General features: G+C 75.7%; 17 protein-coding genes. 8 read left to right on the top strand and 9 right to left on the bottom strand.

The genetic code is table 11. The annotated features are described in order from the left end of the window. Position 1: 1 nt before the first annotated feature. Positions 2-1,171 (top strand): D-alanine--D-alanine ligase family protein, encoded by a 1,170-nt coding sequence (locus tag PGB27_RS03520; protein ID WP_274198935.1) that lies wholly within the window; start codon positions 2-4, stop codon positions 1,169-1,171. Here PGB27_RS03520 and PGB27_RS03515 read toward each other — a convergent pair. Beyond that, positions 1,146-1,703, bottom strand: a complete 558-nt coding sequence (locus PGB27_RS03515) for a DUF3515 domain-containing protein (protein WP_274198934.1) — start codon at positions 1,701-1,703, stop codon at positions 1,146-1,148. The genes PGB27_RS03520 and PGB27_RS03515 overlap by 26 nt on opposite strands. A gap of 2 nt (positions 1,704-1,705) precedes the next feature. Beyond that, on the bottom strand, positions 1,706-1,942 hold the full coding sequence (locus PGB27_RS03510) for an Lrp/AsnC ligand binding domain-containing protein (RefSeq protein ID WP_274198933.1): 237 nt from the start codon (positions 1,940-1,942) through the stop codon (positions 1,706-1,708). Positions 1,943-2,089: 147 nt separating this feature from the next. Here PGB27_RS03510 and PGB27_RS03505 point away from each other — a divergent pair, with 147 nt between their 5' ends. Next, on the top strand, positions 2,090-3,079 hold the full coding sequence (locus PGB27_RS03505) for a thiamine-phosphate kinase (RefSeq protein ID WP_274198932.1): 990 nt from the start codon (positions 2,090-2,092) through the stop codon (positions 3,077-3,079). Positions 3,080-3,135: 56 nt separating this feature from the next. Here PGB27_RS03505 and PGB27_RS03500 read toward each other — a convergent pair whose 3' ends face one another. The 4 genes from PGB27_RS03500 to PGB27_RS03485 are packed head-to-tail and all read right to left on the bottom strand — an operon-like array spanning position 3,136 to position 7,983. Next, positions 3,136-4,548 (bottom strand): (Fe-S)-binding protein, encoded by a 1,413-nt coding sequence (locus PGB27_RS03500; RefSeq protein ID WP_274198931.1) that lies wholly within the window; start codon positions 4,546-4,548, stop codon positions 3,136-3,138. Further along, entirely contained in the window at positions 4,545-5,714 is a 1,170-nt protein-coding gene (locus tag PGB27_RS03495) for an FAD-binding oxidoreductase (protein WP_274198930.1), read from the bottom strand. Before PGB27_RS03495 ends, PGB27_RS03500 begins: the two co-directional genes overlap by 4 nt. Beyond that, entirely contained in the window at positions 5,711-7,237 is a 1,527-nt protein-coding gene (locus PGB27_RS03490) for an FAD-binding oxidoreductase (protein WP_274198929.1), read from the bottom strand. The genes PGB27_RS03495 and PGB27_RS03490 overlap by 4 nt, the downstream gene beginning before the upstream one ends. Continuing rightward, entirely contained in the window at positions 7,237-7,983 is a 747-nt protein-coding gene (locus tag PGB27_RS03485) for an HAD family hydrolase (RefSeq protein WP_274198928.1), read from the bottom strand. Before PGB27_RS03485 ends, PGB27_RS03490 begins: the two co-directional genes overlap by 1 nt. Before the next feature lie 377 nt (positions 7,984-8,360). Here PGB27_RS03485 and PGB27_RS03475 point away from each other — a divergent pair, with 377 nt between their 5' ends. Beyond that, complete coding sequence (locus tag PGB27_RS03475) at positions 8,361-9,041, top strand: uracil-DNA glycosylase (protein WP_274198927.1); 681 nt, start codon at positions 8,361-8,363, stop codon at positions 9,039-9,041. Positions 9,042-9,045: 4 nt separating this feature from the next. Here PGB27_RS03475 and PGB27_RS03470 read toward each other — a convergent pair whose 3' ends face one another. Continuing rightward, positions 9,046-9,204: a hypothetical protein gene (locus tag PGB27_RS03470; RefSeq protein WP_274198926.1), complete on the bottom strand. Its 159-nt coding sequence runs from the start codon at positions 9,202-9,204 to the stop codon at positions 9,046-9,048. A gap of 364 nt (positions 9,205-9,568) precedes the next feature. Here PGB27_RS03470 and PGB27_RS03465 point away from each other — a divergent pair, with 364 nt between their 5' ends. Together PGB27_RS03465 and PGB27_RS03460 are read left to right on the top strand one after the other, a co-directional pair. Then, entirely contained in the window at positions 9,569-9,844 is a 276-nt protein-coding gene (locus PGB27_RS03465; RefSeq protein ID WP_274198925.1) for a DUF397 domain-containing protein, read from the top strand. A gap of 115 nt (positions 9,845-9,959) precedes the next feature. Further along, the gene (locus PGB27_RS03460) at positions 9,960-10,895 is read left to right on the top strand and encodes a helix-turn-helix domain-containing protein (RefSeq protein WP_274198924.1); all 936 of its coding nucleotides are present in this window, start codon (positions 9,960-9,962) and stop codon (positions 10,893-10,895) included. 23 nt (positions 10,896-10,918) lie between these two features. Here the strand turns inward: PGB27_RS03460 and rpmB are convergent, their stop codons facing one another. Then, positions 10,919-11,107: a 50S ribosomal protein L28 gene (gene rpmB / locus PGB27_RS03455; protein WP_274198923.1), complete on the bottom strand. Its 189-nt coding sequence runs from the start codon at positions 11,105-11,107 to the stop codon at positions 10,919-10,921. Between the two features lie 165 nt (positions 11,108-11,272). Between rpmB and recG the strand changes: the two genes are divergently transcribed. From recG to PGB27_RS03440, 3 genes are all read left to right on the top strand, one after another. Then, the gene (gene recG, locus PGB27_RS03450) at positions 11,273-13,564 is read left to right on the top strand and encodes an ATP-dependent DNA helicase RecG (protein ID WP_274198922.1); all 2,292 of its coding nucleotides are present in this window, start codon (positions 11,273-11,275) and stop codon (positions 13,562-13,564) included. A 399-nt stretch (positions 13,565-13,963) separates the two neighbouring features. Beyond that, complete coding sequence (locus PGB27_RS03445) at positions 13,964-14,881, top strand: C40 family peptidase (RefSeq protein ID WP_274198921.1); 918 nt, start codon at positions 13,964-13,966, stop codon at positions 14,879-14,881. 304 nt (positions 14,882-15,185) lie between these two features. After that, positions 15,186-15,977, top strand: coding sequence for an alpha/beta fold hydrolase (locus tag PGB27_RS03440; protein ID WP_274198920.1), 792 nt, complete (start codon positions 15,186-15,188; stop codon positions 15,975-15,977). Between the two features lie 55 nt (positions 15,978-16,032). On the opposite strand, the gene PGB27_RS03435 is transcribed toward PGB27_RS03440, so the two are convergent. Beyond that, complete coding sequence (locus PGB27_RS03435) at positions 16,033-16,755, bottom strand: hypothetical protein (RefSeq protein ID WP_274198919.1); 723 nt, start codon at positions 16,753-16,755, stop codon at positions 16,033-16,035. Between the last annotated feature and the right edge of the window lie 49 nt (positions 16,756-16,804).

Genomic DNA, 16,804 nt, shown 5'->3' with positions numbered 1-16,804 from the left:
CATGACGGGCCCGGGAGACGGAGCGGAGCGGAGCTCGACCCCGCAGGGGGAGCCGCACCGCCCCCGCGTCGTCGTGCTCTTCGGCGGCCGCAGCAGCGAGCACAAGATCTCGTGTCTGTCGGCCGGCAGCGTGCTCGCGCACCTCGACCGGGAGCGCTACGACGTCCTCCCCGTCGGCATCACGCCCGCGGGCGCCTGGGTGCTCGGGCCCACCGACCCCGCCGAGCTGCGCCTGCGCGGCCGCGAGCTGCCCGAGGTGACCTCCGGGCGCCCGGTGGCCCTGCCCGCCGACACGCGCCGCGAGCTCGTCGCGCTCGACGACGGCGCGTCGCTGGGCCGCGTCGACGTCGTCGTGCCCGTGCTGCACGGCCCCGGCGGCGAGGACGGCACCGTCCAGGGCCTGCTCGAGTCGGCCGGCGTCCCCTACGTCGGCGCCGGGGTGCTGGCGAGCGCGGCCTCGATGGACAAGGACGTCACCAAGCGCCTGCTCCGCGACGCCGGGCTGGCCGTCGGCGACGCCGTCGTGCTGACCCCGGACCGCCCGGGAGGGACGGACCTCACCGCCGCCGAGCGCGAGCGCCTGGGCCTGCCGGTGTTCGTCAAGCCCGCGCGGGCCGGGTCGTCGGTGGGCATCACGCGGGTCACCGACTGGGCCGGCCTCGACGCGGCCATCGCCACGGCGCGGAGGGAGGACCCCAAGGTCCTGGTGGAGGCCGCGATCGTCGGGCGCGAGATCGAGTGCGGCGTGCTCGAGCACCCCGACGGCCGCGTCGAGGCGAGCGTGCCGGCCGAGATCCGCGTCGTCGGTGGCGACGCCGGCTGGTACGACTTCGACACCAAGTACCTCGACGACGCCTGCGAGCTCGACGTGCCCGCGAAGCTCGACGACGAGGTGGCCGAGACCGTGCGCACCCGGGCGATCGAGGTGTTCCGGACGATGGGCGTCGAGGGCCTCGCGCGCGTCGACTTCTTCCTCACCGGCGACGTGGAGACGCAGCGCAGCGGAGCCCGACCGTCGTGGCGGCTGCTCGTCAACGAGCTCAACACCATGCCCGGGTTCACGGCGACCTCGCTCTACCCGCGGATGTGGGCGACGGCGGGCATCGACTACCCGACGCTGCTCACGACGCTGGTCGAGACCGCGCTCAACGGCTCACGAGCGAGATCTTGACGCCGCGCGAGACGTCCTGGATCGGGGCGGTGCCGATGCCGTCGGGCACCGTGACCCCGACGTAGACCGCGCGGTCGGTCGTCACCCAGGTCGCGCTGCCCGGCACGCCGTCGTCGACCTCGACCCAGTCGACGCCGTTGACGACCGTCATCGAGCCCCCCGCGGTCATCGCCGCCGGCCGGGGCAGGCCGCAGCGCAGGACGACGGGCGCAGCCCCCTCCTCGCCGCCCCAGGCCACCGTCGCCGGCGGCACGGGGTCGGCGAGCACGCGGCGCGCCAGCATGCCCTGCTCGGTGGCCATCTCGCCGGGCAGGCCGGAGAGCAGGCGTGAGCAGTCGGCGCTCGCGGCGGCGGGCGTCGGGACGGCGGGGACCCGCAGGCGCACGGTGTCGGCGTCGGGCACGGGCTCGCGCACCAGCACCAGCGACGCCACGAACACCCCGGCCACCACGAGCACGGGCACCGTCAGCACGAGCACGACGAGCACACGGGGGAGCCGGCGCGCCACCTCGGGCGCGCTGCGCAGGACCACGCTCAGTCGGTCGAGACGACGGGGCAGGTGAGCGTGCGGGTGATACCGGGGACCTTCTGCACCGCGCCGACGACATCCCGCCCGAGCGTGTCGACGTCATCGGCCTCCGCGGTGACGATGACGTCGTAGGGTCCGGTGACGTCCTGGGCCCGGGTCACACCGTCGATGCCGGCCACGTCCGAGGCGACCGCGGCGGCACGACCCACCTCGGTCTGGATCAGGATGTAGGCCTGGACCACGGATGTGCCTCCTCGGGGGAACGGGCCGACGGTGACGCCGGCCAGGGTGGCAGGGAAGGTACCGCAGGGAGACGAGGGGTGAGCCGGACGGCGAACGGGCGCGGGGGACACGGACGTACCGAGGGGTCCACCCGACGGAGCGCGAGCGTGCCGGGCGGCGCAGGAGCCGGCCGGTCGGTCCCGGCTGCCGCGGACACGGCCGGGGAGCTCGGCGAGTTCGGCGTGATCGAGCGGCTCACCGGGGACCGCTTCCAGCCCGAGCCCGTGCTGCTGGGTCCCGGGGACGACGCGGCGCTGGTCGCGGCCCCGGACGGGCGCGTGGTCGCGACGGTGGACACGCTGGTCGAGGGCGTGCACTTCCGTTTCGACTGGTCCGCGCCCGAGCAGGTCGGGCGCAAGGCGGTCGCGGCCAACCTGGCCGACGTCGCCGCGATGGGCGCGGTCCCGACGGCCCTGCTGCTCTCGCTGGCCTGCCCCGGGACGACGAGCACGGAGGTCCTCGACGGCCTCGCGGCGGGCGTGTGGGACGCCGCGGCGGACGCCGGGATCGGCGTCGTCGGGGGCGACACCGTGTCCGCCGACACCATGGTGGTCTCGATCACGGCGCTGGGCGATCTCGAGGGTCGGGCGCCCGTGACGCGCTCCGGCGCGCGGCCGGGCGACGTGGTGGCGGTGCGCGGCGACCTCGGGTGGTCGGCGGCCGGGATGGCGGTGCTGCGCCGGGGCTTCCGCTCGCCGGTCGCGATGGTCGCCGCCCACCGGACGCCCCGCCCGCCGTGGCGCGAGGGCCCGGTCGCCGCGCGGGCCGGGGCGACGTCGATGATCGACACCTCGGACGGCCTGCTCGCGGACCTCGGTCACGTCGCCGCCGCCTCACGGGTCCACGTCGACCTGTCCTCGCGCCTGCTGCCGGTGGCCGACAAGCTGCGTGACGTGGCCTCGGCGCTCGGCGGCGACCCGCTGGGCTGGGCCCTGACCGGCGGCGAGGACCACGCGCTCGTCGCCACCTTCCCGAGCGAGGACGTCGTGCCCGACGGGTGGGCGGTGTGCGGGGAGATCCGCGCCGGCACGGGCGTCACCGTCGACGCCGACCGCTGGGGCGGCGCCGGCGACCCGGGCTGGCGGCACTGGCGCTGACCCCTATGTGAGTACTTTCCGCGGCTATAGCCGCGGAAAGTACTCACGAGGCGGTGTCAGCCCATCTCCGGCGGCCGGACGCCGCGGATGGAGGCGTCGACGAGCTGGATCGGGTGGAGCATCGGCAGCTCGCCGTCCAGGTACTTCCGGATCTGCAGCAGGCACCCCGGGTTGGCGGTGACGAGGACGTCGGCGCCGGTGCCCTTGATGTTGTCGGCCTTGCGCCGGCCGAGGTCGCTCGCGGCCTGCGGCTGGAGCATGTTGTAGATCCCCGCCGACCCGCAGCAGATCTCCGCCTCGGGCAACTCGACGAGCTCGACGCCCGGGATCGCGCGCAGCACCCGGCGCGGCTCGCTGCGGATCTTCTGGGCGTGCCCGAGGTGGCAGGCGTCGTGGTAGACGACCGTCGCCTCGAGCGGGTGCCGGCGCGCCCGCGGGTCGGCGAGGGTCTCGTCGACGACCTCGGAGATGTCGCGCACCTTGGCCGCGAACGCCTGCGCGCGGTCCGCCCACTCCGGGTCGTCGGCCAGCAGCTCGCCGTACTCCTTCATCGACGACCCGCAACCGGCGACGTTGGTGGCGATCGTGTCGACCTGCGCGCGCTCGAACGTCGCGATGAGCTTCTTCGCCCGCTCGACGGCCTCGGCCTCCCGGCCCGCGTGCAGCCCCAGCGCCCCGCAGCACGCCTGCTCGCGCGGGGCGATGACGTCCCACCCCTCGGCGGCGAGCACCCGCGCGGTGGCCTCGTTGACCGGGTGGAAGAACACGTCCTGCACGCACCCGGTGAGCAGGCCGACCCGGCCCCGGCGTTCGGGGTGGGCGGGGTCGAGCACCGCCGGGGTGCGCTCGGGCATCCGCCGGAACGCGTCGCGCACGCTCACCGGCGGCAGCAGCGACTCCATGGCGACCAGCCGCCCGAAGCGCTCCGGCACCCTGGCCAGCAGCTTCTCCATGCTCTTCGGCCGCAGCTTCTGGTACAGCGCGCCGCCGAGCGACGCCGCGCGCAGCCGTCGCTTGTAGGGGAACAGCGCGAAGATCGCCTCGCGGAAGAGCCGGTCGGAGCGCGACCGGCGCACGTTGCGCTCGATCTGCGGGCGGGTGGCCTCGAGCAGACGGTCGTACTGGACGCCCGACGGGCACGCCGTCACGCAGGCCATGCAGCCCAGACACCGGTCGATGTGCGTGGTGAACGCGCCCTCGAGCGGGATCTCGCCCTTCTCCGCCATCTCCATGAGGTAGATGCGCCCGCGGGGGGAGTCCATCTCCTCGCCCCACAGCGCGTACGTCGGGCACGTCGGCAGGCAGAAGCCGCAGTGCACGCAGTCGTCGAGCAGCTCCTGGGCCGGCGGGTGGTGGTCGTCGAACGAGCCGAACTCGCCGCCGAGCAGGTCGGCGCGCTCCGGGGCGGGCTTCTCGCCGCGCTCGGAGGAGAAGTCGGGCGTCGGACCGGTGGTGGGGTGGGTGGTCATGCGCTCACTCCGGTCGGTGCAGGGATCCAGGGCGCGAGCCGTCCGCGGCCCAGGCGCTGGTCGGGGTCGAGGGACGTGGCGACGGCGCGCAGCAGCGCGGCCGACGGGGGCGCGGGCCCGAACGCGGGCAGCTCGGCACCGGCCGGGCGCTGGCGCAGCGAGGACGTGCCCCCGGCGTCGGCGACCCGGCGGTGCGCGGCGGCGACGACGTCGGCGTCGGCCGGGACCGCCACGGTGGCGACGCCGGTGCGCGGCGACGTGGTGACCTCGGTGAGCCCGCCGGTGTCGGCCTCCAGGCCGTCGAGCACGCCGGTCAGCGAGGAGGGGATGACGCCGAAGCGGAACACGGCACGGTCCGCCGGGCGCGCGCGGACCGACGCCGCGTGCGCCTCCCACGCCGCCCCGGCGTCGTCGGGGGCGAGGAGCTCGCCGCCCACGGCGTCGACGAGCCGCCGGGCCCGGGCGTCGGCGCCGCTCTCGGAGCCCTCGACGAGGACGAGGAGCCGGTCACCCTGATCGGACCCGTGCCACTGGATCGCCGTGGCCTCGACCGGGCTGTCGGCCACCCGCCGGGCGAGGTCCGCCGACCCCGACCGCTCGCACGGCACCGCGACGGTGACCGTGGCCTGCGGCGTCGGGTGCAGGCGCAGCACGAGCCGGGCGACGACGCCGAGCGTGCCATGGGCGCCGTGCAGGACCTTGGTGAGGTCGTAGCCCGCGACGTTCTTGATCACGTGTCCGCCGGAGCGGGCGACGGTGCCGTCGGCGAGCACGATCGTCGCGCCGATGACGAGGTCGCGCAGGGAGCCGTACTGCAGCGCGCGCGGACCGGAGTCGGCGGTGGCGAACAGCCCGCCGAGGGTGGCGCCCTCGGCGACCCGGGCGGGGTCGACGGCGACGCGCTGGTGGTGCTCGCCCAGCTCCTCCTGGAGCTGCGCGAACGGCGTGCCGGCGTGGACCTCGACGGTCATGTCGCCGGGGTTGTGCGTGACGATCCCGGACAGCCCCGTGAGGTCGAGGACCGTGTCCGCGGGTGCGGGCGTGCCCGCCCAGTCGGCGGCGGTGCCGGCGCCGGCGAGGCGGATCGTGCCGGGGCGGTCGAGGACGGCGGCGCGCAGGTCGTCGACGGTGGTGGGCGTGACGGTCTCTACCCGTGGGGTGCTCACAGGCGCTCGATCACTCCTGCTTCCTCGAGGGGGTGGGGCTGGTACTTGCCGGGCCGCTCGCCGCAGAGCCGGGGCGTCGGGAAGAGCTTGCCCGGGTTGCAGCGCGAGTCCGGGTCGAAGGCGAGCCGCACGCGGTGCATGACGCCGAGGTCGTCGGAGGAGAACATCACCGGCATCGAGCAGGCCTTGTCGGTGCCGATGCCGTGCTCGCCCGACAGCGACCCGCCCAGCTCGACGCACAGCTCGGCGATGTCGGTGGAGAGCTTCTCCGCGGCGTCGTGCTCGCCCGCGGACTCCGAGTAGAGCACCAGCGGGTGCAGGTTGCCGTCGCCCGCGTGGAAGACGTTGGCCACGCGCAGGCCGGCGTCGCGGCCCATCTCGGCGATGCGCGTGAGCACCTCGGCCAGCCGCGTCCGGGGGACGACCCCGTCCTGGACGATGTAGTCGGGGCTGATCCGCCCGACCGCGGCGAAGGCGGCCTTGCGCCCCTTCCACACCTTCTGGCGCTCCTCGGCCTCGGTCGGAACGTGCAGGCGCGTGGCGCCGTGGCGCTCGCAGATGGCGGTGAGGTGCTCGAACTCGGCCTCGACCTCGTCGGCCGGACCGTCCAGCTCGATGATCAGCGCGGCGGGGGCGTCGACGGTGAGCCCGGCGCCGGTGGCGGCCTCGGAGGCCTCCATCGACAGCGAGTCCATCATCTCCACCGCGGCCGGGATGATCGCCGCGTCGACGATGTCGCCGACGGTGTCGCCCGCGGCCTCGATCGACGGGAAGTCCGCCAGCACCGTGCGGACCGTCTCCGGGGTCTGCAGCAGCCGGACGGTCACCCTGGTGCAGATGCCGAGCGTGCCCTCGGAGCCGATGAACAACCCGCGCAGGTCGGGGCCGGCCTGCTCGCCGGTGGGACCACCGAGGGTGACCACCGAGCCGTCGGCGAGCACGACCTCCATCTCGAGGACGTGGTTGGTGGTGAAGCCGTACTTCAGGCAGTGCGCGCCGCCGGAGTTCTCGGCCACGTTGCCGCCGATGGTGCAGACCTGCTGGCTCGACGGGTCGGGCGCGTAGTAGAGGCCGTGGGGCTGGGCGGCCTTCGAGATCTCGAGGTTGTAGACGCCGGGCTCGAGCACCGCGCGCCGGTTCTCCACGTCGATCTCGAGGATGCGGCGCAGCTTCTGCACCGAGATCACGACGCCGTCGGCGACGGGCATCGCGCCGCCCGACAGCCCGGTGCCGGCGCCGCGGGCGACGAACGGGACGCCGTGGCGGGCGCAGATCCGCACGCAGGCGGCGACCTCCTCGGCGTCGCGCGGCAGCACGACCAGGGCCGGGACCTGCCGGAACCCGGTGAGCCCGTCGCACTCGTAGCTGCGCCGTCCCACCTCGTCGGTGATCACCAGATCGGCGGGCAGGACGTCGCGGAAGTCCCGGGCCAGCTCCGGTCCCACCGCCGCGGGCGGGGTCGCCGCCGAGGGGGCGTCGCTCCCGGTGCCGCCGTGGGGGGCCTCCATCGTCCGCTCGGGCATCACGAGCCTCCTTGCGTGGTGTGCCACGAATCCTCGCGCGTGGTGCGGACCACCGCCACCAGACGGGACGGGTCGGACAGGTCGTCGAAGACGTGCTCGGCGCCCGCGGCGTGCAGATCCCCGGTGCTCGCGGCGCCCGTCGCGACGCCGACCGCGACCGCCCCGGCGGCGTGCGCGGCCTCGACGTCGCGGGGGGTGTCGCCCACGACGACGAGGGTCACCGAGGCGCCGTGGTGGGTCCGGAGCGCGGCGCGCGCCGCGTGCACGAGCGTCGCCCGCGGCCCACCGAGGTGCCCGTAGGCGCCGCGGTCGAGGTCCAGGTACCGCCCCAGCCCGGCGGCGCGCAGCTTGGCCTCGGCGCCGGCCCGGACGTTCCCGGTGACGACGACCTGGGTGACGCCGGGCTCCGCGGCCAGGGCGGCGACGGTCTCGGGCACCCCGGGCAGCGGCGCGGTGACGGCGGCGAGCTCGGCGTCGCGCCCGGCCCAGGCGCGGGTGACGGCCTCGGCGAAGGCCACGCCGTACTCGTCGCCGCGGGCGTGCAGGGCCGCGGCGGCGTCGGGGGGCAGCAGGTCGCGGTAGGCGTCGGCCACCAAGCGGTCGGTGAGCCCGCCCATGACGACGCCCTCGGGCGCGTCCAGGCCGGTGACCTCGGCGAACGCGGTGCGCAGCACGGCGCCCCCGACCCGTCCGGCGCGCAGGAGCGTGCCGTCGACGTCCCAGCAGACGGCGACCCGGACCGTCATCGGACCTCCTCCTCGGGACCGGAGCGCGACGCGGCCCCGAGACCGACACCGCTCGGGGCAGTGGACCCACCCTGACATCGAGCTCGACGACGGGCAGGAGATCACCGCCGGACCGTCCTCGAGACCGGCACCGAGCAGCCCGAGGCGCTCGCCTTCTACCGCGCGCGGGGTTACGTCCCGATCCCACGCTTCGGCACCTACCGCGACGAGCCGAGCAGCCTCTGCTTCGCCGGCGCGTCGAGCTGAGCCTCGCGCTCCGCCGCGTCGGCCCGGACGAGGGTCGGCGACCGCGACGCCGCCGACGGGCGCTAGCGTCGCCCGAGCCGGGTCCCGTCACCCGCCGTCCCCGCTCCCGCGCCTGTCCGGAGGCTCGTACCGTGGCCCGTCCCCTCTCCGAATCCGTCGAGGCCGGGTGGGCCGAGGCGCTCGCGCCGGTGGCGGACACCGTGGCGGCGATGGGTGACTTCCTGCGCACCGAGGTGGCCGAGGGCCGCAGGTACCTGCCGGCGGGGCCGAACGTGCTGCGCGCGTTCCAGCAGCCGTTCGACGACGTGCGGGTGCTGGTCATGGGCCAGGACCCCTACCCGACCCCGGGCCACGCCGTCGGGCTCTCGTTCTCGGTCGCGCCGGACGTGCGGCCGCTGCCGAAGAGCCTGGTCAACATCTTCCGCGAGTACACGGACGACCTCGGCCACCCGCCGCCGAGCACCGGCGACCTCTCGCCGTGGGCCGCCAACGGGGTGCTGCTGCTCAACCGCGTGCTGACGGTCGGGCCCGGCGCGCCGGGGTCGCACCGCAACAAGGGCTGGGAGAAGGTCACCGAGGCGGCCGTCGCGGCGCTGGTGGCGCGCCCCGACCAGCCGCTCGTCGCGGTGCTGTGGGGGCGGGACGCGCAGACGGTGAAGCCGCTGCTCGGCGAGGACGTCCCGACCGTCGAGTCCGCGCACCCGAGCCCGATGTCGGCGGACCGTGGGTTCTTCGGCTCGCGGCCGTTCAGCCGCGTCGACGAGTACCTGACCGAGCTCGGGGACGAGCCGGTCGACTGGCGCCTGCCCTAGACGATCAGTACCGGCCCCAGCGGCGGGTGCGCCGCCGACGCTGCGGCGAGATCATGCTCCAGCTCTGCGGCGGCGTGGTCTCCGGACGGTGGCGCCCCGCGCGGCGGCGCGCGAACACCATCCGCCACAGGTCGGACCACCGGCGCCGCGGGCGCGGAGCCATCACCGGCAGGGCCGGACGGGGTGCGACGACGGGCGCCGCAGACACAGACGCGGACGCGGGCTGCGGCGGGCCGGCCGGGAGCGGGCCGGCGGCCGTGACGGTGGCGGTGCGGGCCGGTGTGGCGACGGACACCGCGTCGGCCTCCCGGGCCTCCCGGGCCTCGTCCTCACCGAGACGTTCGGAGGTGACACGGAGCGGCGCAGGTGCACGCCCTGGAGATCCTGGGCGTCCCGGCTGGCTCACGTGGACCTCCGTTCGTCGCACTCCCCGACGTCGGCGACGTCCTCGATCCTGACCGACGTAGTGTGCAGATGCAAGAACATCTGCACCGCCGAGAGCTGTTGCACGGCCAGGGGGAGGTCGCATGACGGAGCAGACGGGGCCGACGGGACCATCGGGAGCGCCGGCACCGGGAGCCCACGGCACGGTCGCCGACGGCGTCCCCTGGCGCAAGAGCCGCCGCAGCAACCCGAAGGGCAACTGCGTGGAGGTGGCCCCGCTCCCCGACGGCGGGGTGGCCGTGCGCAACTCGCGCCACCGGGAGGGCCCCGTGCTCGTCTACACGCGCGCGGAGATGACGGCCTTCCTGCTGGGCGCGAAGGACGGCGACTTCGACGACCTCCTCGCCGAGGGCGCCTGACGCCGTCCGACGCGCCGAACGGGGCCGGATCGCCGGGGACCGACTGCTAGGGTCGGCCCCCTGACCGGGCGCGCCCCCGTGCGCACGGCGAGGCGAGGCTGGTGGAGGTACCGGCGTGGTCCCACCCCAGGAGCCCGCGGGGGTGGCGGCCGAGCAGGTCCCGGACCGTGCCCGTGACATCCGCGACGCGCCGGGCGGGGGACCGACCGTGCTGCGGATCATGCTGGGCCAGCAGCTGCGGGCCCTGCGCGAGCGGGCGAGGGTGACGCGCGAGGCCGCGGGCGACCGCATCCGCGGGTCCCACGCCAAGATCAGCCGGCTCGAGAACGGGCGCACCGGCTTCAAGGAGCGCGACGTCGGCGACCTGCTGACGCTCTACGGCGTGCACGACGCCGACGAGCGCGAGGCGCTGCTCGGGCTGGCGCGGCAGGCCAACACGCCGGGCTGGTGGCACCAGTACTCCGACCTGCTGCCCCCGTGGTTCGAGACCTACGTCGGGCTCGAGCAGGCCGCGGACCACATCCGCACCTACGAGCCCCAGTTCGTCCCCGGGCTGCTGCAGACCGAGGCGATGGTCCGGCACGTCACCGCGCTGCTGCTCGGGTCGATGCCGGCCGGCGAGCACGAGCGGCGCGTGGAGCTGCGGCTGCGTCGCCAGGAGGTCCTCGACCGCGACGACCCGCCGACGCTGTGGGCGGTGCTCGACGAGGCGGCGCTGCGGCGGCCCACCGGCGGGGTCGAGGTCATGCAGGCCCAGATCGACCACCTGCTCGAGGTGTCCGAGCAACGCCACGTCGTCGTGCAGATGGTGCCGCTCGGGCTCGGCGGGCACGCGGGCGCCGGCGGACCGTTCAGCATCCTGCGCTTCCCGCGCGAGGCCGGGGTGCCCGACGTGGTCTACCTCGAGCAGCTCACCAGCGCGCTGTACCTCGACAAGCGCGCCGACGTCGACGACTACCTCGCCACCATGGAGCTGCTCCGCGTCCAGGCGCTGCCCCCGGACGGGACCCGGGACGCCCTGCGGACGCTGCGCGACGAACTCGGCCGTTAGGCCGGCTCAACCGGTGGACGCGCTCAGCGCGCGATCTTGCCAGCCTTGAGGCACGAGGTGCAGACGTTCATCCGCTTGCGGTTGCCGTTGGCCAGGCGGGTGTGGACGACCTGCACGTTCGGGTTCCAACGGCGGTTCGTGCGCACGTGCGAGTGCGACACCGACTTCCCGAACCCGGGGCCCTTCGCGCACACGTCACAGACGGCACTCACGGCTGAACTCCTCGACACGCTGATGAGATTTCCGCAGGCGCACGGACACCGGACGGTGGTGCGCACTCCCGACCAGCGTAACCGAGGCCCGCCCCGCGGGCGTCCGGCGGGGTCGCGGGCACGGGCTCGCCGACGCTCGCCCCGGCGCTGTCGGACCGGGATGACATGCTCGTCGCCGTGGTCGGGATGGACACGTCGCTGCGCACGGCCCTGGGCGACAAGACCGCGCGGCCGCTCGCCCGCCAGCTCGAGCTGGAGACGGTGGGCGACCTGCTGCGTCACTATCCGCGCAAGTACATCGAGCACGCCACGGTCACCCACACCTCGGAGCGCGAGGACCAGCGGTTCCGGCCCGGCGAGCACGTGACGCTGCTGGGCACGGTCGAGAAGGTCGCGGGCCGCCGGATGCGCCACCGCAAGGGCCACATCGTCGAGGCCACCGTGTCGGTCGGCGCCCAGCGCTTCACCTGCACGTTCTTCAACCAGCCCTACCGCGAGCGCGACCTCGCCCCCGGCACGCGCGCGCTGTTCTCCGGCGACCTGAGCCGCTACCGCGGCGGCTGGCAGCTCGCGGCGCCCGAGTTCATCGTGCTCAACGCGGGGGCCGAGGCGCAGCTGCCCGGCCTCATCCCGATCTACCCGGCCACGCGCAAGCTGCGGTCCTGGGTGGTGATGCTGGCGGTGCGCCAGGTGCTCGACCTGCTCGACGAGCCCGAGGACCCGCTGCCCGACACCCTGCGCGCCACCCACGGTCTCGCCTCGCTCGGCGACGCGCTGCGCCGGGTCCACCTGCCCGACACCCGTGAGGAGGAGCGCGAGGCGCGGCGCCGGCTCGTGTGGGACGAGGCGTTCGGCCTGCAGCTCGCGATGGCCGGGCGCCGGGCGAGCGCGACCACCCGGCCCGCGCCCGCCTGCCCGCGCCGCGACGACGGGCTCGCGGCGGCGTTCGACGCGCGCCTGCCCTTCGCGCTCACCGGCGCGCAGCGATCCGTGGGGGAGTCGCTGAGCGAGGCGCTGGCCGGCGAGGAGCCGCTCAACCGCCTGCTGCAGGGCGACGTCGGCTCGGGCAAGACGGTCGTGGCGCTGCGGGCGATGCTCCAGGTGGTGGACGCCGGGCGGCAGGCGGTGCTGCTCGCGCCGACGGAGGTCCTCGCGGCCCAGCACGCCCGGTCGCTGCAGGCGATGCTCGGGCCGCTGGGCCGGGCGGGCGAGCTCTCCGACGATCCCGCTGCCGACCCCGAGCACGCCACACGCGTCACCCTGCTGACCGGCTCGCTGGGGGCGAAGGCCCGGCGGCAGGCGCTGCTCGACGCCCAGTCGGGGGCGGCGGGGATCGTCGTCGGCACCCACGCGGTGATCCAGCAGGGCGTGGGCTTCGCCGACCTGGGGCTGGTCGTCGTCGACGAGCAGCACCGCTTCGGGGTCCACCAGCGCGACGAGCTGCGCTCGCGGTCGGGCCCGACGACGCCGCACGTGCTCGTCATGACCGCGACGCCGATCCCGCGCACGGTGGCGCTGACCCTCTACGGCGACCTCGACATCTCCGTGCTCGACGAGCTGCCGACGGGACGCAAGCCGATCGCCACGACGGCGGTGCCGGCGGGCGTCAAGCCGCGGTGGCTGGAGCGGGCGTGGGAGCGGGTGCGCGAGGAGGTCGCCGCGGGCCACCAGGCCTACGTCGTGTGCCCGCGGATCGGCGACGAAGGCGGCGAGCCCGGCGAGCAGTGGCCCGAGCCGCCGGCCGGCGACCTGCTCGACCCGGAGGCGCCGGGGCCCGACGAGTTCGAGGAGGCCCTCCGCAAGCTGCGCCCGCCGGACGAGGAGGAGCAGGAGGAGGCCGCGCGCCCGCCGCTCGCCGTCACCGACGTCGGGCCGATGCTCGCCGAGGGCCCGCTGGCCGGGCTGCGGCTCGAGATCCTCCACGGCCGGATGCCCACCGACGAGAAGGACGCGGTGATGCGCGCCTTCTCGGAGGGCCGGGTCGACGTGCTCGTCGCGACGACGGTCATCGAGGTGGGTGTCGACGTCCCGAACGCCACGATGATGATCATCATGGATGCCGACCGGTTCGGCGTCTCCCAGCTCCACCAGCTGCGCGGCCGCGTGGGTCGCGGCGCGGCGGCGTCGTCGTGCCTGCTCGTCACCGAGGCCGCGGAGGGCTCACCGGCCCTCCAGCGCCTCGAGCGGCTGGCGGCGACGCCCGACGGGTTCGAGGTCTCGCGCATCGACCTCGAGGTGCGCGACGAGGGCGACGTGCTCGGCGCCCAGCAGTCCGGGCGCCGGTCGGGACTGCACATGCTCTCGGTGCTCAAGCACGGCGACCTCGTGGCCGAGGCGCGCGAGGAGGCCCGCGCGGTGATGGCCGACGACCCGTTGCTCGCCCGTCACCCGGGACTGGCCGGACTCGTGCGGTCGGTGGTCGGCGAGGCCGAGGCGGCGTTCCTCGATCGGCTGTAGGCCCCTGCTCGTCCGGCCGCACGGCGGCGACGGGGTGTGAACACGTCCGCTCGTCGTCACCGGATCGGGCCAGCTCCGCGCTGAGCGGTCCCGGGTCAACCCCGCGCACCAGTGAGCGCGGTGCGATGACCGGTGAGCGCGCTGTGACGGCGTGGCGTGGCGGACGAGGGTCACGGATCGGTTACGTTCCGGTGGTCGCCAGGCATCAGCGTGGCGGCGCGCTCGGCCGCTTCGTCCGACTCCCCGTCCGGCGGCCTCCCCGGAGCGCACGACCTCCCAGGACGGGGCGGGTGACCGACGTCGAGCCGCAGCTCCCCAGCGGCCCGCCGTCCGCGGACCCCGGCCGTCCCCGCGGCCGCGAGTCCGGCGAGCGCCGCCCGGCGGGCGAGGAGATCGCGCATGACGGCTGTGCTGCCCGAGATCGCCGAGGGTGCCGCGCCGCGTCCCGCCGGACGCCACCGCGCTCCCGAGGACGCGACGACCGGCTCGATGGGCATCGTCCCCGCCGACCGCCGCTCCCGCTCCGCCCACGGCCGTCACGGCCGTCCGGCCGGTCCCACGGGCCGCCACGGCTCGGCGACCTCCCCCGTCTCGCGGGCCGCGCGCACCGCCGGCCTCTCGCTGGCCGCCCTCGGTGCCGTCGCGACCGCCGGCGGGATGGCCACGCACGGTCTCCTGGGCGACGAGGAGCCCCCGGCCACCGGCGAGTTCGCGGCCGCCCCGGAGCTGGCCTCGGCGGCCCTCGCCGTCGCGCCGGCCGCGCCCGCGTCGCCCAGCACGGACGCCGCGACCTCCTCGGTGCTGCCGGTGATCAGCCCGGCGGCGGCCGCCGCCCCGTCGATCAAGCACGACTCGCCGCAGACGCGGGCCGCGGCGAGCAGCTCGCAGCAGGGCGAGCGGCAGTCGGCGCGCAGCTCGCAGTCGTCGGAGAGCCGCGAGGAGTCGTCCTCGTCGGCGGGCTCGTCCGCCGCGCAGCAGGCGATCTCGGCGGCGCGCGCCCAGCTGGGCGTGCCCTACGTCTGGGGCGGCACGACCCCGGACGGGTTCGACTGCTCCGGGCTGATCCAGTTCGCGTACGAGAAGGCCGGCGTCGAGCTGCCGCGGACCTCTCGCGCCCAGGCCACCGAGGGCCAGGAGGTCAGCGTGGACAACATGCGGGCCGGCGACCTGATCTTCTTCAACGAACCGGTCAGCCACGCCGGCATCTACATCGGCGGCGGCAAGATGATCGAGGCGCCGCGCACCGGCTCCGACGTCAAGATCTCGGAGGTCGAGCGGCGCATGGACGACGTGAACACGGTGCGCCGGGTCCTCTGAGCACCGCCGTGGCCGCGAGGTAGGCGGAGTCCGGGCCCGTCGCCCAGAACGACGGGCCCGGACCATACGGTGGCCGGAGGCTCCCCAGCTCCCACCCACCTGGTCCGCGCACGGGTCGGATGCCCCACGGGGACCGTGACAAACATCCCTGCCGCGGCCGATCGGTCGTTCTCGTGCGCCGACCGGTCACCCTGGGCGAGTGGCACGTGTCGTGGCGGCTGTACTGCTGGTGCTGGTGGTGCCACTGGGCGCATGTGCTGCGCCGAACGGTCCTGAGCCCTGTGCTCCGATCGTGGCTGGCGGGATGACCCGGTCCGTCGACGCGGCCGGCACGCGCCTCCACGTGACCCTCGCGGGGCCGCCGGATGCGCCGGCCGTCGTGCTCCTGCACGGCTTCCCCGAGACGTCGGCGACCTGGCGCGCCGTCGCCACCGATCTCGCCGCCGACCACCACGTCGTCGTCCCGGACCTGCGCGGCGCCGGCTGCTCGGGCTTCGCCCCGCCGGGCACCGACGCCTACGCCGCCGCGGACCTCGCGGCCGACCTCACCGACCTCGCGCGCGCCCTGGACCTGCCGGCGGCCACGGTCGTCGGGCACGACCTCGGCGCGATGGCCGCCGTCGCCTGGGCCCGCGCCCGCCCCGACCGGGTGGCACGGCTCGTGCTCTCCGGCGGAGGCGTCCCCGGGTACGGGCTGGCGGAGCTCGGCCCGGCGCACCTGCGGACCTTCGGCGACGCGCCGCCCGGAGTGGTGGAGGCCGCCGAACGCCCGCGGCTGCGCGCCTTCCTCGCCGCCTTCACCGGCACGCCGGCCTTCCCGCTCGACGACGCCGTCGCCGCCCACGCCCCGCCCGGGCGCCTGGACGCCGCGATGGGTCGCTACCGGGCGCTCGACCGGGACGCCGTGGCCCAGCGCGCCGACCCCAGGCCGCTGGCGATGCCGGTGCTCGTCGTCGCCGGCGGCGCCCCGGACATCAGCGCCGCCACCGTCAGCGCGCTGCGCCCCGACCGGCGGGTGGTCGTCGTGCCCGGGGCGGGGCACTACACGCTCGTCGAGCAGCCGGCGGCGTTCGCGGACGCCGTGCGCGCGGGGTGATCAACGGGGACTTCGGACGCCTAGGAGCAGCGAACAGCGCGTTCGCTGCGGATCCTCAGGCGCGCAGGCGGTCGCGCAGGTCGCGGGCCCCGCGGACGGCGGCGCGGCGCACGGCGTCGGCGGCCTGGGTGTACTCCGACCCGGGCGGCGCCCCGGCCCCCACGACGCGCGGGGGAGCGGGGTCGACCGCGCGGGTCTCGCGCGCCGGCGGGGCCTCGTGACGGGACTGCGCGAGGCCCTCGGCGACGCGCTGGGCGTCCTGCCAGGCCGTCTCGGCGCGGTCCACCGCGGCGGCGAACTCGGCGCGGCGGGGGCCGGCGGGCTCGGTCTCGGTGGCGAGGAACTCGGCGTCGCCCATCGCCTGCACGAAGCGCGCGGTGGCCGGGACGGTGACGTCGGCGAGCGCGGGGCGGGCGGCGACGGCGCGCGGGTCGGCCTCGAACGCGGCGTACTCGGCCTGGAGCTTCGCGAAGCGGTCGCGCGCGAGGTGCCAGCGGGCGGCGTCGTGCTCGGCCATGCGCCCGGCGCGGCCCTGGGGGTGGCCGTGCACCACCGTGCGCACGCGGGTGACGCCGCGGCGCACGGCGAGGACGGTGGCGGTGATCGCCGCGACGGCGGCGAGGAAGAGGTCGACCACCGCGGCCAGGAGGGCGACGCCCACGCCCTCGATGTCGCCCGCGGCGACCCACACGGCGAGGAAGACCACGGGCGAGAGCAGCGTGAGCAGCGCGGCGAGGCCGAACAGCCACGGGGCGGCGGAACGTCGGGGTCGGTCCACGATGTCCTCCTCCTGGCTCTGCTCTCACCCTCCTTGATACCGCACCGCC

This window comes from Actinomycetospora lemnae, from assembly GCF_028737315.1.
Classification (GTDB): Bacteria; Actinomycetota; Actinomycetes; order Mycobacteriales; family Pseudonocardiaceae; genus Actinomycetospora; species Actinomycetospora lemnae.
This window is presented reverse-complemented; position numbering and strand designations above follow the sequence as displayed.

Bases quoted from the DNA above. Each gene is read 5' to 3' on its own strand.
- PGB27_RS03520 (WP_274198935.1), top strand. From the start codon at position 2: ATGACGGGCCCGGGAGACGGAGCGGAGCGGAGCTCGACCCCGCAGGGG.
- PGB27_RS03500 (WP_274198931.1), bottom strand. From the start codon at position 4,548: ATGACCACCCACCCCACCACCGGTCCGACGCCCGACTTCTCCTCCGAG.
- PGB27_RS03490 (WP_274198929.1), bottom strand. From the start codon at position 7,237: ATGCCCGAGCGGACGATGGAGGCCCCCCACGGCGGCACCGGGAGCGAC.
- PGB27_RS03485 (WP_274198928.1), bottom strand. From the start codon at position 7,983: ATGACGGTCCGGGTCGCCGTCTGCTGGGACGTCGACGGCACGCTCCTG.
- PGB27_RS03470 (WP_274198926.1), bottom strand. From the start codon at position 9,204: ATGGCTCCGCGCCCGCGGCGCCGGTGGTCCGACCTGTGGCGGATGGTG.
- PGB27_RS03465 (WP_274198925.1), top strand. From the start codon at position 9,569: ATGACGGAGCAGACGGGGCCGACGGGACCATCGGGAGCGCCGGCACCG.
- recG (WP_274198922.1), top strand. From the start codon at position 11,273: ATGCTCGTCGCCGTGGTCGGGATGGACACGTCGCTGCGCACGGCCCTG.
- PGB27_RS03445 (WP_274198921.1), top strand. From the start codon at position 13,964: ATGACGGCTGTGCTGCCCGAGATCGCCGAGGGTGCCGCGCCGCGTCCC.
- PGB27_RS03440 (WP_274198920.1), top strand. From the start codon at position 15,186: ATGACCCGGTCCGTCGACGCGGCCGGCACGCGCCTCCACGTGACCCTC.